Here is a 12,819-nt window from a genome sequence, read left to right on the forward strand (position 1 = left end):
AAGGCTAGCTCAAATCGCTGTTGCAGCTACGGTTTACCCCCGCGCAATGGGGACTATCCGGTTAAACTGCGCCGCAGTTCGACAGGCGGTTGTGATGAGCTCAAGGTCATGGCGCAGCGCGGCATGTTTTAACCTTTTTGGATTGTCCGAGTAAGAACCGATGCCCCGCGCCCGCTGTAAACGTTGCCTGCGTCCCGTCCCGCACTGTCTCTGCGCCTTGATTCCGCAACTGGACAGCCGCACGCGAGTGTTGATCCTGCAGCATCCCGATGAAGCCGGCCATGCGTTGAATACGGCGCGACTGGCCGCACTGGGTCTGGTCAATGCGCAGTTGCGTGTGGGGGAAGTGTTCGATGATCTGCAAACGCTTTTGAACCCGCCCGGCTATCAGGTGCGGTTGCTGTTTCCGGGTGACGCTGCCGAGACGTTGCTGCCCTATGTGCAGAACTCGCTGCCCATGTTGCTGGTCGTGCCGGATGGCACTTGGCGCAAGGCGCGCAAACTGCTACACCTCAACCCCTTGTTGGCGGGCCTGCCAAGGGTCACACCAGGCATTGTGCCGGTTTCGCGTTATCGCTTGCGCAAAGCGCCGGGTCCGGATGCCTTATCGACGCTTGAGGCTATCGTTCATACGTTGCAGACGCTGGAAGCGCCACGCTCTTTCGAGGCGCTGCTGAAGCCTTTCGACGCCTTGATCGAAGGTCAGATTCAGGCAATGGGCAGCGAGACGTATCAGCGCAATCACGGCGGTCAGGGGTAAAGAACACAATTGGCGGCGTTAACTGCGCCCAGCTGTAACTGTTGCTTTGCAGATCAGCGCCTAGAATGAGCAACTGGTTCTATCTCTTGCGGAAGGTTCAATGCACATCTCGTCTGGTCGCTGGGTCTATGGCCTTTGTCTGTCGTTGTTGACTGCGTTGCTCTGGGGCATTCTGCCAATCAAGCTCAAGCAGGTTCTGCAGGTGATGGACCCTGTCACTGTGACCTGGTTTCGCCTGGCTGTTTCCGGCGCGCTGTTGTTCATCTGGCTGGCGTCGGTCAAGCGCCTGCCCAGCTTCAAGGTGCTGGGACGCAAGGGGCAGGTACTGGTGGGGCTGGCGGTATTCGGCCTGGTCGGCAACTACGTGCTGTACCTCATCGGCTTGCGGCTGCTGAGCCCCGGTACCACGCAATTACTGGTTCAGGTCGGCCCGATCTTCCTGTTGATCAGCAGTATCTTTTTGTTCAAGGAACGTTTCAGTCTGGGGCAGGGCATTGGTCTGGCCGTCTTGCTGATCGGTTTCGGCTTCTTTTTCAATCAGCGTCTGGTGGAGCTGTTCACCTCGTTGGGCGATTACACCCTTGGTGTGCTGGTGGTGCTCCTGGCCTCGACCATCTGGACGTTCTATGGATTGAGCCAGAAGCAGCTCCTGACCGTGTGGAATTCGCTGCAGGTGATGATGGTGATTTACCTGTTCTGTGCGCTGTTGCTAACGCCTTGGGCGCACCCCGCCGAGGCGTTATTGTTGAGCCCGTTGCAGGGCTGGTTGCTGCTCGCCTGCTGTCTGAATACGCTGGTGGCCTACGGTGCTTTCGCTGAGGCGCTGGCGCATTGGGAGGCATCACGGGTTAGCGCGACGCTTGCGTTGACGCCGTTGGTTACGCTGACCGCCGTGGCTGCCGCAGCGTGGCTATGGCCTGATTATGTGCAGGCAGAGGAATTGAACGTGATGGGTTACGGCGGCGCGCTGCTGGTGGTGACGGGGTCGGCGCTGACCGCGCTTGGCCCTTCACTGGTCGCTGGCCTCAGAGCGCGCAAGGCAAGGCTCGCACAGGCCTGAATTCACCGCCCGGACAGATCAGCGCTTGCCCAGTGCCTGTGCCTGGAGAATCCATTCCTGGCGTTGCTGTTCGCTGGCACTGTGCACTGGGGCAAATTCGCTAAGGCGTTTGGTTTTTATCCCGCAAAAGCCCAATATCGTCCGCACCATCTGCCGGTGAGCCGGCGCGCCGTAAATCCATTGAAAATAGCGTGGCGGCGTGTCCATGGCGACCAGCAGCTCCGCAGTGCGGCCTCGGAGCAGCTCATTGGAGGAATGCTTGCGGCCGTGGGTCTTGAACGCAAAACCGGGCGTCAGTACCCGGTCGAAAAAGCCCGTCAGTAGCGCCGGCAAGCCACCCCACCAGACGGGATAGACGAATACCAGATGCTCGGCCCAGTGAATCTGGCGCTGGGCGTCGAGCAGGTCCGGTTCAAGTGTCTGGGTTTGATCGTAGCCGTTGTGCAGAATAGGATCGAAATCCAGCTCGCCCAGCTTGAGCTCCCGCACCACATGCCCCTCACTGCGCGCAGCCTGTGCATAGGCTTCACCAAGGGCATGGCAGAGGCTGATGGCTTTCGGCGTACCGTAAACCATCAGAATCCGTTTGCCGTTACCTTCCAGTGGCGTTGCGCCGCTTCTGGCATCAGCCATTACTGCCTGCCTCGAGCATTTTGTCCGGACGCACCCAGGCGTCGAACTCCTCATCGGTCAGATAACCCAGCGCCAATGCGGCTTCACGCAGGGTCAGGCCTTCGGTGTAAGCCTTCTTGGCAATCTGCGCCGATTTGTCATAACCGATATGCGGATTGAGTGCAGTAACCAGCATCAGTCCGCGCTCCAGGTGCTCAGCCATTTTTTCAGCATCCGGCTGCATGCCTGCAATGCAGTGTTCATTGAAATTGCTGCAGCCATCGGCCAGCAAGCGGATCGATTGCAGCACATTGTGGATGATCACCGGCTTGTAGACGTTCAGTTGCAGGTGGCCCTGGCTGGCGGCGAAGCCGATGGTCACGTCGTTGCCCATGACCTGGCAGGCGAGCATCGACAAGGCTTCGCACTGGGTCGGGTTGACCTTGCCGGGCATGATCGAACTGCCGGGCTCGTTGGCTGGCAGCCTGACTTCGGCCAGCCCGGCACGCGGGCCGGAACCCAGCAGGCGCAGGTCGTTGGCGATTTTCATCAGGGTTCCGGCCAAGGTCTTCAGTGCGCCGGAAAGTGCTGCAAGCGGCTCGTGACCGGCCAGTGCGGCGAACTTGTTGGGCGCAGTGACGAACGGCAGCCCGGACAGTGCAGCCAGCTCTGCTGCGATGGCCTCGGCGAAGCCTTTCGGCGAGTTGAGCCCGGTACCGACCGCAGTACCGCCCTGAGCCAGCTCATAGACGGCGGGAAGCGCAGCGCGAATGGCCTTTTCTGCGTAATCCAGTTGCGCGACAAACCCCGACAGCTCCTGGCCAAAGGTGATAGGCGTCGCGTCCATCATGTGCGTGCGCCCGGTCTTGACCAGTTTCATGTGCCGCGCAGCCTGTTCGGCAAGCCCGCTGGAAAGCTCGGCGATGGCGGGCAGCAGCTGTTCCTTGACCGCTTGGGCAGTGGCGATGTGCATGGCTGTCGGGAAGCAGTCGTTGGAGCTTTGCGAGCGGTTGACGTGATCGTTGGGGTGAACTGGTGATTTACCGCCACGGCCCTGACCTGCCAGTTCGTTAGCTCGGCCTGCGATCACTTCGTTGACGTTCATGTTGCTTTGCGTGCCGCTGCCGGTCTGCCAGACCACCAGCGGGAATTGCGCGTCGTGCTGACCGTCGAGCACCTCATCGGCGGCCTGTTCGATCAGGCGGGCAATGTCGGCGGGCAGATCGCCGTTACGGTCGTTGACGCGTGCCGCGGCTTTCTTGATCAGGGTCAGCGCGTGCAGAACGGGCAGTGGCATACGCTGATCGCCAATCGCAAAATTGATCAGTGAGCGTTGGGTCTGCGCGCCCCAGTAGGCATCTTCGGGGACTTCGATCGGGCCAATGCTGTCGGTTTCGGTGCGGCTCACTGTTCTTACTCCTTTAAGTGCGTTGCAGGGTTAGGTGTCCATATGCCTACAGGGTTCCCGCGCAGTGCTTTTTAACCGCTGGGTGAACCGGGGGTTGAGCCAAAAGCCCAGATAAGCGCAGAATGGTCGGCCCTGGGGTAATGCCTCGTTTGCTAGATAAGGAAACTCGATGACCCGTCTTCGTGCCATTTGTACCGCGGTAGCCCTGGTCTGTGCCAGCGGCCAGGTCTTCGCCGACACCGCCAGTCACAACGCGAGCGCCGAAACGTTCCTGAAGCTTGCCAACGCCGATCGCCTGGGCGCTCCGGTCTATGCGCAGGTTCAGCAGATGTTCGCTCAGCGTTTTGCTGAAACCAAGGCACCTGCATCGAAAAAAGCCCTGCTTGAAACCTATCAGGCCAAGGCCAACACGGCTCTGGACCAGGCTATTGGCTGGAACAAGCTCAAGCCTGAGATGGTCAAGCTGTACACCGCCAATTTCACTGAAAGCGAGCTGAAGGACCTGGTTGCGTTCTACCAGTCTCCGCTGGGCAAGAAAGTGATGACCAAAATGCCTGAGCTGGCTCAGCAATCGGCCCAACTGACCCAAAGCAAGCTGGAAAGCGCAGTGCCGGTCGTCAACAAACTTCTGGCTGACATGACTGCCGAACTGGAACCTGCCAAGGCAGCCGCTCCAGCTCCTGCCAAAAAGCCCTGACAGGCGATTGCTGCCATGACCATGCAACAACGAATCGAGTCGGCGCTTGCGCTGCTGCAACCGCACCATCTGCAAGTGCTCGACGAGAGCCACATGCACAGTCGTGGTCAGCAGACCCATTACAAGGCTGTTCTGGTCAGTGATCAGTTTCAGGGCCTGAATTCGGTCAAGCGGCACCAGAAGGTTTACGCCACGCTGGGTGCCCTGATGGGCGAGTTTCATGCGCTGGCGTTGCACACTTACACGCCTGAAGAATGGTCGAAGGTCGGTGCAGCGCCTGCTTCACCGACCTGTGCTGGCGGTCACTGATCAGGGTTTTTTGGTTGATTTGCGCCCTTTTAGCGGGGCTATTGATCCGCTGACCTGCCTGCGGCACTCCGGTTTTTGCTAGAATCCGCACCGCGCCGCCTGGCCGGTGCGTTTTTTTGTCCGCACATTTTTACCCGGTAGGCCCTTTGCGAGGGTCGCCACTGGAGAGATACATGACTCAAGAGCCGATGACTCAGCCGATCGTCGTGGCCGCGCTGTACAAGTTCGTCACCCTCAGCGATTACGTGGAACTGCGCGAGCCCCTGTTGCAGGCGATGGTCGACAACGGCATCAAGGGCACGCTGTTGATCGCCGATGAAGGCATCAACGGTACGGTGTCCGGCAGCCGCGAAGGCATTGACGGCCTGATGGCCTGGTTGAAGAGCGATCCGCGCCTGATCGACATCGATCACAAGGAATCCTACTGCGACGAGCAGCCGTTCTATCGCACCAAGGTCAAGCTCAAGAAAGAGATCGTGACCCTGGGCGTAGAGGGTGTCGACCCCAACAAGAGCGTCGGTACGTACGTCGAGCCCAAGGATTGGAACGAGCTGATCACTGACCCTGAAGTGTTGTTGATCGATACCCGCAACGACTACGAAGTCTCGATTGGCACCTTCGAGGGCGCCATAGATCCGAAGACCACGTCTTTTCGCGAGTTTCCGGAATACATCAAGGCGCATTTCGACCCGGCGGTTCACAAGAAGGTCGCCATGTTCTGTACCGGTGGCATTCGCTGCGAAAAAGCCTCCAGTTACATGCTGGGCGAAGGTTTTGAAGAGGTCTATCACCTCAAGGGCGGGATTCTCAAATATCTGGAAGAAGTCCCCGAGCAGGAAAGTCAGTGGCGCGGCGAGTGTTTCGTGTTCGACAACCGGGTTACGGTGCGCCACGACCTGACCGAAGGCGATTATGATCAATGCCATGCCTGCCGCACGCCGATCAGTGCCGAGGATCGCGCCAGCGAGCATTACTCACCGGGTGTCAGCTGCCCGCATTGTTGGGATTCGCTGAGCGAGAAGACTCGTCGCAGCGCCATCGACCGGCAAAAACAGATCGAACTGGCCAAGGCACGTAACCAGCCCCATCCGATTGGTCGCAACTATCGTTTGCCCTCCGAGGCCTGACATGTCTGCCCGTCTGATCTATGTCATGGACCCTATGTGCTCCTGGTGCTGGGGCTTCGCTCCAGTTGCCGACGCGTTGGTGCAACAGGCTCGGGCAGCGGGCGTGCCGCTGCATCTGGTCATGGGCGGTCTGCGCTCTGAGGGTGCAGCGCTGGAACCGGCCAAGCGTCGTTACATTCTCGAGCACTGGCAGGCGGTCGAAGAGGCCACCGGCCAGCCGTTTCTTCGCGACGGTGCGCTGCCGGAAGGTTTTGTCTACGACACCACGCCTGCCTGTCTGGCCGTCACTGCGGCACGGCAGTTGGACCCTGACCGCGCCTGGGAACTGGTCGGGCTGATTCAGCGGGCTTTCTATAGCGAAGGTCGTGACGTAACACGCCCTTCATTGCTGGCCGAACTGGCCGGGCAGGCGGGGCTGTCGCGTCAGGCATTTGCCGATGAATTCGAGAGTAAGGAGCGGCAAGCTGCCACGGCAGCTGATTTCGCCTGGGCGCAGGATCTGGGCATCGCCGGTTTTCCGACCCTGCTTGCCGAGCGTAACGGCCAGTTGGCGCTGTTGACCAACGGTTATCAGCCGTTGAGCAGCCTTTCGCCCTTGCTGGGTCGATGGCTGGAGCGTGCAGCCAGTGCGTGATGAATCGCCCGATGCCGCCCGGCAGTCGCAAGCCAGGCATGGCGATGCGTTGAGTTGGGCCGAGATCCGGCGTCTTGCGTTGCGTCATAAAAAAGCCCTGTGGCTGGCCAATGGTGTCGCGGTTCTGGCGACACTGTGCAGCGTGCCGATCCCGTTGTTGCTGCCGTTGCTGGTTGACGAAGTACTGTTGGGGCGCGGCGATGCGGCACTGAAAGTCATGAATCACTTGCTGCCTGATGGCCTGCAAAAGGCGGCGGGCTACATCGGCCTGATGCTCTTGCTGACTCTGGTACTGCGTGTCGGAGCGCTGGTGTTCAACGTTCTGCAGGCGCGGCTGTTTGCCGGGCTGGCCAAGGATATCGTCTACCGTATCCGGCTACGTTTGATCGAACGGCTCAAGCGCATTTCCCTGCGTGAGTACGAAAGCCTGGGCAGCGGCACGGTGACTACGCATCTGGTGACCGACCTGGACACGCTGGACAAGTTTGTCGGCGAAACCCTCAGCCGACTGCTGGTAGCCACGCTGACCCTGGCAGGCACGGCGGGCATTTTGATGTGGATGCACTGGAAGCTGGCGCTGCTGATCATGCTGTTCAACCCGCTGGTGATTCTGCTCACGGTGAAGCTGGGCAAGCGGGTCAAGCATCTCAAGAAGCTGGAAAACGACAGCACGTCGCGTTTTACCCAGGCGCTGAGTGAAACACTGGATGCTATTCAGGAAGTCAGGGCGGGTAATCGACAGGGTTTCTTCCTTGGTCGGCTGGGCGTGCGGGCGCAGGAAGTGCGTGATTACGCCATCAATTCGCAATGGAAAAGCGACGCCTCGGGACGTGCCAGCGGGCTGCTGTTCCAGTTCGGTATCGATATCTTTCGTGCCGCCGCAATGCTCACGGTGTTGTTCTCGGACCTGTCGATCGGGCAGATGCTCGCGGTGTTCAGCTACCTGTGGTTCATGATGACGCCGGTTGAGCAACTGTTGAATCTGCAATACGCCTATTACGCGGCGGGTGGTGCTCTGACGCGTATCAACGAGTTGCTGGCGCGTGCCGACGAGCCGCAATATGTCGGCGGCACTGACCCTTTCGCAGGGCGCGAGACCGTGGGGGTCGAGGTGCGTGGCCTGAGTTTCGGTTATGGCGAAGACCTGGTGCTGGATCAGTTGAACCTGAGCATCGCGCCGGGTGAAAAGGTCGCCATCGTCGGTGCCAGTGGTGGCGGCAAGAGCACCTTGGTGCAGTTGCTGCTGGGCTTGTACACGGCCCGCACCGGAGTGATCCGTTTTGGCGGCGTCAGTCAGCAGGATATCGGTCTGGACACTGTGCGCGAGAACGTTGCCGTGGTACTGCAGCATCCCGCCCTGTTCAATGACACGGTGCGCGCCAACCTGACCATGGGTCGTGACTGCAGCGACGAAGCCTGCTGGCGTGCGCTGGAAGTTGCGCAACTCGATTCTGCGATCCGCGATCTGCCACAAGGTCTGGACAGCGTGGTAGGGCGCTCCGGGGTCAGAATGTCGGGTGGCCAGCGTCAGCGCATGGCCATCGCACGCATGGTATTGTCCGACCCTAAAGTGGTTATCCTCGATGAAGCTACCTCGGCACTGGACGCGGCTACCGAGTACAACCTGCATCAGGCCCTCGCACGTTTTCTGCGTAGTCGCACAACGCTGATCATCGCGCACCGCCTGTCGGCCGTGAAGCAGGCTGACCGGGTGCTGGTGTTTGATGGCGGGCGGATTGTCGAAGACGGCGGACACCAACAGTTGATTGCCGATGGAGGTCTTTACGCAAAGCTGTACGGACACTTGCAACAAATCTGATGTGCGATGCCTCGATCAGCGCACAGGTTGGCTCGATTGCGGGAGAATCACCCGCCATCATTTACGAATTTAGCCTAGTCTCTGCGCTAGACGTTTATTCAGGCATGTGGTGAGGTGAAACCCATGAATCAACCATGGACCTTCTCCAAGCCCCGTCTGTTGGGCATCGTATGGCCATTCATTGCCGTCGCGCTGTTTCAGGCGTTGCTGGGGTGTGTCAGTCTCTACACCATGTCTGCGGTGCGCAGCTATGTGGCGGGCGAGAGTCTCTGGTCCAAGGGCCAGAAAGACGCCATCCATTACCTGAGCCTATACGCCATCACGCATGATGAGCGTGACTATCTGAAGTATCAAAACGCCTTTTCCGTCCCTCAGGGCGGCCACGCCTTGCGCAAGGCGCTCGATCAGCCTATTCCGTCCATGGCGGATGCCAGGGCCGGGATCATCCAGGGCGGCAATCACCCCGATGACGCGAACGGCATCATCTGGATGTACCTGAACTTCCATAACTTCAGCTTCATGAAGCAGGCCATTCACTTTTGGGAGGTGGGTGATGGCTACCTCATGCAGCTCAATGAACTTGCGCGGAATATTCACGACCGGGTCGGTGAGGGTGAGGTGACTGCCGCCGAGGTCAATCAGTGGCGAGTGCAGATCAATGTCATCAATGAAGGGGTAACACCCGCAGCGCGGGCGTTCAGTGATGCGCTGGGCGAGGGGTCCCGGTTCATCCTCAACCTGCTGATTGCGGTCAATCTGGTCACTGCCGTTTTACTGATTCTTCTGGCGCTGCTGCGCGTGCGTCGTCTGATTGTCCAGCGGCGCGTGTTTGCTGATGCCCTGCAACTTGAGAAAGAGCGCGCCCAGATTACCCTGGAGTCCATCGGCGACGGAGTGATCACCATCGACGTGGCCGGGGCCATTGTCTACATGAACCCCGCAGCCGAGGGCCTGACGCACTGGAAAAGCACCCAGGCCAGCGGGCTTCCGCTGACAGCGCTGTTCAATCTGCTGGATGAAAACGATCAGAAGGACACCTCGACGCTGGTCGAACAGATCGTCACCGGCAAGCTCAAGGGCGGCAGCGCCAACAGCAAGCTTATCCAGCGGCTGGATGGCAGTACGGTCTCGGTAGCACTGGTCGGTACGCCGATCTACAACGAGGGGGTGGTCAGCGGGGCGGTGCTGGTACTGCATGACATGACACAGGAGCGTCAGTACATCGCCGATCTGTCATGGCAGGCCGCCCATGATCCGCTGACCGGGCTGGTCAATCGCAGTGAATTCGAGCATCGCCTGCAGCGGGTACTGGATGGTATTGACGATCAGGCGAGCAGCCACTGTCTGATGTTTCTTGACCTGGATCAGTTCAAATTGGTCAATGACACCGGTGGTCATGCGGCGGGCGATGAGCTGCTGCGCCAGCTTTGCCGGGCACTGCCGCAGGGCTTGCGCGACGGTGACACACTGGCCCGGTTGGGAGGTGACGAGTTCGGCGTGTTGCTGGTCGATTGCCCTGCCGACACGGCCCTCGATATAGCCGAGGGGTTGCGCGAGATCGTGCAGACCCTGCATTTCATGTGGAAAGGTCGGCCATTCATGACTACCGTAAGTATCGGTCTGGTGCAGCTCGGCGATACACCCGCCACGCTTGAAGGGTCGTTGTCTGCTGCCGACATGGCCTGTTATATGGCCAAGGAGAGAGGCCGCAACCGGGTTCAGGTCTACAGTGTTGACGACCTGACCCTGTCGATGCGTTTCGGCGAGATGGCCTGGATACAACGTCTGCACATGGCAATGGATGAAAATCGCTTTTGCCTTTATGCGCAGGAAATCGCTTCGATCAAAGGTGAAGGCGATGAGGTGCGGCACATAGAAATCCTCCTGCGCCTGCGTGATGAGTCCGGACGAATGGTGGTTCCGGACAACTTTATCCCGGCTGCCGAGCGCTACGGTCTTATGACGACGCTGGATCGTTGGGTGGTGCACAATGTCTTCAAAGTGATCGCCCAATGCCAGAGTGATGATCGGCATCAGGCACCGCAGGCGCTATGTGCTATAAATTTGTCAGGTTCAAGTATCGGCGATGATACGTTCCTCGAATACCTGAAACAGCAGTTCAAGGCATTTGCCGTATCGCCCGGAATGATCTGTTTCGAGATCACTGAAACCAGTGCCATTGCAGACCTGGACAGCGCGATTCGCTTTATCAACGAGTTGAAGGGGCTGGGCTGTCAGTTTTCCCTTGATGATTTCTGTTCGGGCATGTCGTCCTTTGCCTACCTGAAACATTTGCCTGTGGATTTTCTGAAAATCGATGGCAGTTTTGTAAAGGACATGCTCGACAATCCGATCAACAAGGCTATGGTCGAGGTCATCAACAATATTGGTCATGTGATGGGCAAGCGCACCATTGCCGAGTACGTAGAAACGCCGCAGATAGAGTTTGCGTTGCAGGAAATGGGCGTGGATTTTGCACAAGGGTATCTGATAGCACGCCCTGAATTGTTCACTTGCGAGAGTCTTTACATTCAGCCCGTACGGCCTGACCCCCTGATGTTCGGCGCGCCAGGAACGCTACGTTAATCAGTTGAAACCCTATAAGGAGATACCCAGTGATCGACACTTTCGAGAGAACCGGTCCGCTCATGGAAGCCAGCAGTTATCCGGCCTGGGCGCAGCAGTTGATCAAGGATTGCAGCGCTGCAAAGGCACGGGTGGTCGAGCACGAGTTGTACCAGCAGATGCGTGATGCAAAGCTGAGCCCGCAGATCATGCGCCATTACCTGATCGGCGGTTGGCCGGTTGTCGAGCAGTTCGCGGTGTACATGGCCAAGAACCTCACCAAGACCCGCTTTGGTCGTCATCCCGGCGAAGACATGGCGCGCCGCTGGCTGATGCGCAATATCCGCGTCGAACTCAATCATGCCGACTACTGGGTGAACTGGTGTGCGGCGCACGACGTGACGCTTGAAGACCTCCACGATCAACGAGTTGCGCCTGAGCTGCATGCACTGAGCCACTGGTGCTGGCAGACCAGCTCTTCGGATGCACTGGCTGTTGCGATGGCGGCCACCAACTATGCCATTGAAGGGGCGACGGGCGAGTGGTCGGCAGTGGTCTGCTCCAATGGTGCGTACGCCGAAGCATTCCCTGAAGAAACCCGCAAGAAAGCCATGAAGTGGCTCAAGATGCATGCACAGTACGACGACGCGCACCCTTGGGAGGCGCTCGAGATCATTTGCACGTTGGTGGGTAATAAACCGAGCCTGCAGCTGCAAGCTGAGCTGCGTCAGGCCGTTACCAAGAGTTACGATTACATGCATTTGTTCCTGGAGCGCTGCATGCAGCTGGACAGGGTCAAGCCTGCGCGTGGGCGTGTTGCCGCGCTGGAAGTTTAGAGGCTGGGCGAGAAAGGCAGGAAAGAGTGCTAGCTGGCCATGGCAAGACGGTTGCGACCTTCGCGTTTAGCAACATACAGGGCGTTGTCGGCCCTGCGCAGCAGGCTGTCGGCGGTTTCTGCCGGCAGCAGTGTTGAGCATCCCAGGCTGACGGTCATGGTCAGGGCTGGGTCAAGCTCGCGAAACTCGAGGTTCCGCACGGCCTGACGCAGGCGTTCGCCGATCAGTTCAGCCGAACTGGCTCCGGTGTTGGAAAGAATCACCACGAACTCTTCACCGCCATAGCGGAACACACGATCGATGTTGCGCAGTTGCGCTTTCAGGCTTTGCGCAACGGTTTTCAGTACATCATCGCCAGTATGATGGCCGTACTCATCGTTCACTTTCTTGAAATGATCGATATCCAGCATAAGCAATGAAAGCGGTTGCTTGTGACGACGCGATATTTCTATCTCGCGAGCCAGGCCCTGATCCATTGCGATACGGTTACCGGTACTGGTCAAAGGGTCGCGCAGCGCTGTCTGTGTCGCAATGCGATACAGCAGTGCATTCAGCAGCGGGTAGACCAGACAGACCAGCAGCGATTCAAGGTCGCTCAGCTGCCGGGTATCAAATGGCTTGGCGCCTTGAAACTCCAGCTCACCGATGCACTTGCCCTCGTGACGCAGGTGAAAAGTGGCGCTGTCGGATGACATCTCGCCCAGACGCAGATTCAGGTCGCTTTCGATATGTCGATAGACCAGACCACTCAATGGCAGGAACCGTTGCACACCCTGAAAAAACAGGGTCAGTATCCGCTCGGCTTCCAGGCTGGTCTGCAATTGTCGCCCAAGCTGATAAACCAGCTCGGGCAGTGACGGGGGTGGAAGTATGGCGTCGGGTCGATTTCGAAAACCCAGGCGTTGCAGTTCAGCCGTATCGAAATCGATTGCATGGGTCTGGGTAGGAAAATTCATCTCTTCGCTCCTCAGCACATATTGCTGGCTTGGCTG

The 12,819-nt window shown here is 58.7% G+C and carries 12 protein-coding genes; 9 read left to right on the plus strand and 3 right to left on the minus strand.

What is annotated here, in order from left to right; translation table 11 throughout:
* The first annotated feature begins 160 nt into the window (after positions 1–160).
* Both RYA97_RS01365 and RYA97_RS01370 read left to right on the plus strand, forming a co-directional pair.
* Complete coding sequence (locus RYA97_RS01365; RefSeq protein ID WP_010200054.1) at positions 161–760, plus strand: tRNA-uridine aminocarboxypropyltransferase; 600 nt, start codon at positions 161–163, stop codon at positions 758–760.
* A 100-nt stretch (positions 761–860) separates the two neighbouring features.
* Positions 861–1,820 carry a DMT family transporter gene (locus tag RYA97_RS01370; protein WP_005744715.1) on the plus strand — a complete coding sequence of 320 codons (960 nt, stop codon included), beginning with the start codon at positions 861–863 and terminating at the stop codon, positions 1,818–1,820.
* Between the two features lie 18 nt (positions 1,821–1,838).
* Here the strand turns inward: RYA97_RS01370 and RYA97_RS01375 are convergent, their stop codons facing one another.
* Both RYA97_RS01375 and RYA97_RS01380 read right to left on the minus strand, forming a co-directional pair.
* Positions 1,839–2,453 carry an NAD(P)H-dependent oxidoreductase gene (locus RYA97_RS01375; protein ID WP_002554582.1) on the minus strand — a complete coding sequence of 205 codons (615 nt, stop codon included), beginning with the start codon at positions 2,451–2,453 and terminating at the stop codon, positions 1,839–1,841.
* Positions 2,446–3,840: a class II fumarate hydratase gene (locus tag RYA97_RS01380; RefSeq protein WP_002554581.1), complete on the minus strand. Its 1,395-nt coding sequence runs from the start codon at positions 3,838–3,840 to the stop codon at positions 2,446–2,448. The genes RYA97_RS01375 and RYA97_RS01380 overlap by 8 nt, the downstream gene beginning before the upstream one ends.
* Before the next feature lie 169 nt (positions 3,841–4,009).
* Between RYA97_RS01380 and RYA97_RS01385 the strand changes: the two genes are divergently transcribed.
* From RYA97_RS01385 to RYA97_RS01415, 7 genes are all read left to right on the plus strand, one after another.
* Positions 4,010–4,537 carry a DUF2059 domain-containing protein gene (locus RYA97_RS01385; protein WP_003314637.1) on the plus strand — a complete coding sequence of 176 codons (528 nt, stop codon included), beginning with the start codon at positions 4,010–4,012 and terminating at the stop codon, positions 4,535–4,537.
* A 15-nt stretch (positions 4,538–4,552) separates the two neighbouring features.
* Positions 4,553–4,846: a BolA family protein gene (locus RYA97_RS01390; RefSeq protein WP_002554579.1), complete on the plus strand. Its 294-nt coding sequence runs from the start codon at positions 4,553–4,555 to the stop codon at positions 4,844–4,846.
* Positions 4,847–5,019: 173 nt separating this feature from the next.
* Entirely contained in the window at positions 5,020–5,973 is a 954-nt protein-coding gene (locus RYA97_RS01395; RefSeq protein WP_010200048.1) for a rhodanese-related sulfurtransferase, read from the plus strand.
* A gap of 1 nt (position 5,974) precedes the next feature.
* On the plus strand, positions 5,975–6,607 hold the full coding sequence (locus tag RYA97_RS01400) for a DsbA family protein (RefSeq protein WP_005744709.1): 633 nt from the start codon (positions 5,975–5,977) through the stop codon (positions 6,605–6,607).
* Positions 6,600–8,426 carry an ABC transporter ATP-binding protein gene (locus RYA97_RS01405; protein WP_005744708.1) on the plus strand — a complete coding sequence of 609 codons (1,827 nt, stop codon included), beginning with the start codon at positions 6,600–6,602 and terminating at the stop codon, positions 8,424–8,426. Before RYA97_RS01400 ends, RYA97_RS01405 begins: the two co-directional genes overlap by 8 nt.
* A gap of 123 nt (positions 8,427–8,549) precedes the next feature.
* Positions 8,550–11,012, plus strand: coding sequence for an EAL domain-containing protein (locus RYA97_RS01410; RefSeq protein WP_016981429.1), 2,463 nt, complete (start codon positions 8,550–8,552; stop codon positions 11,010–11,012).
* A 29-nt stretch (positions 11,013–11,041) separates the two neighbouring features.
* Positions 11,042–11,827 (plus strand): TenA family transcriptional regulator, encoded by a 786-nt coding sequence (locus RYA97_RS01415; protein WP_010200041.1) that lies wholly within the window; start codon positions 11,042–11,044, stop codon positions 11,825–11,827.
* 29 nt (positions 11,828–11,856) lie between these two features.
* On the opposite strand, the gene RYA97_RS01420 is transcribed toward RYA97_RS01415, so the two are convergent.
* The gene (locus RYA97_RS01420; RefSeq protein WP_117139688.1) at positions 11,857–12,783 is read right to left on the minus strand and encodes a GGDEF domain-containing protein; all 927 of its coding nucleotides are present in this window, start codon (positions 12,781–12,783) and stop codon (positions 11,857–11,859) included.
* Positions 12,784–12,819 lie beyond the last annotated feature (36 nt).

The organism is Pseudomonas syringae group sp. 26L6 (assembly GCF_032587815.1).
GTDB classification, from domain to species: Bacteria; Pseudomonadota; Gammaproteobacteria; order Pseudomonadales; family Pseudomonadaceae; genus Aquipseudomonas; species Aquipseudomonas amygdali.

Bases quoted from the DNA above. Each gene is read 5' to 3' on its own strand.
- RYA97_RS01400 (WP_005744709.1), top strand. From the start codon at position 5,975: ATGTCTGCCCGTCTGATCTATGTCATGGACCCTATGTGCTCCTGGTGC.
- RYA97_RS01420 (WP_117139688.1), bottom strand. From the start codon at position 12,783: ATGAATTTTCCTACCCAGACCCATGCAATCGATTTCGATACGGCTGAA.
- RYA97_RS01410 (WP_016981429.1), top strand. From the start codon at position 8,550: ATGAATCAACCATGGACCTTCTCCAAGCCCCGTCTGTTGGGCATCGTA.
- RYA97_RS01375 (WP_002554582.1), bottom strand. From the start codon at position 2,453: ATGGCTGATGCCAGAAGCGGCGCAACGCCACTGGAAGGTAACGGCAAA.
- RYA97_RS01370 (WP_005744715.1), top strand. From the start codon at position 861: ATGCACATCTCGTCTGGTCGCTGGGTCTATGGCCTTTGTCTGTCGTTG.
- RYA97_RS01390 (WP_002554579.1), top strand. From the start codon at position 4,553: ATGACCATGCAACAACGAATCGAGTCGGCGCTTGCGCTGCTGCAACCG.
- RYA97_RS01365 (WP_010200054.1), top strand. From the start codon at position 161: ATGCCCCGCGCCCGCTGTAAACGTTGCCTGCGTCCCGTCCCGCACTGT.
- RYA97_RS01385 (WP_003314637.1), top strand. From the start codon at position 4,010: ATGACCCGTCTTCGTGCCATTTGTACCGCGGTAGCCCTGGTCTGTGCC.
- RYA97_RS01395 (WP_010200048.1), top strand. From the start codon at position 5,020: ATGACTCAAGAGCCGATGACTCAGCCGATCGTCGTGGCCGCGCTGTAC.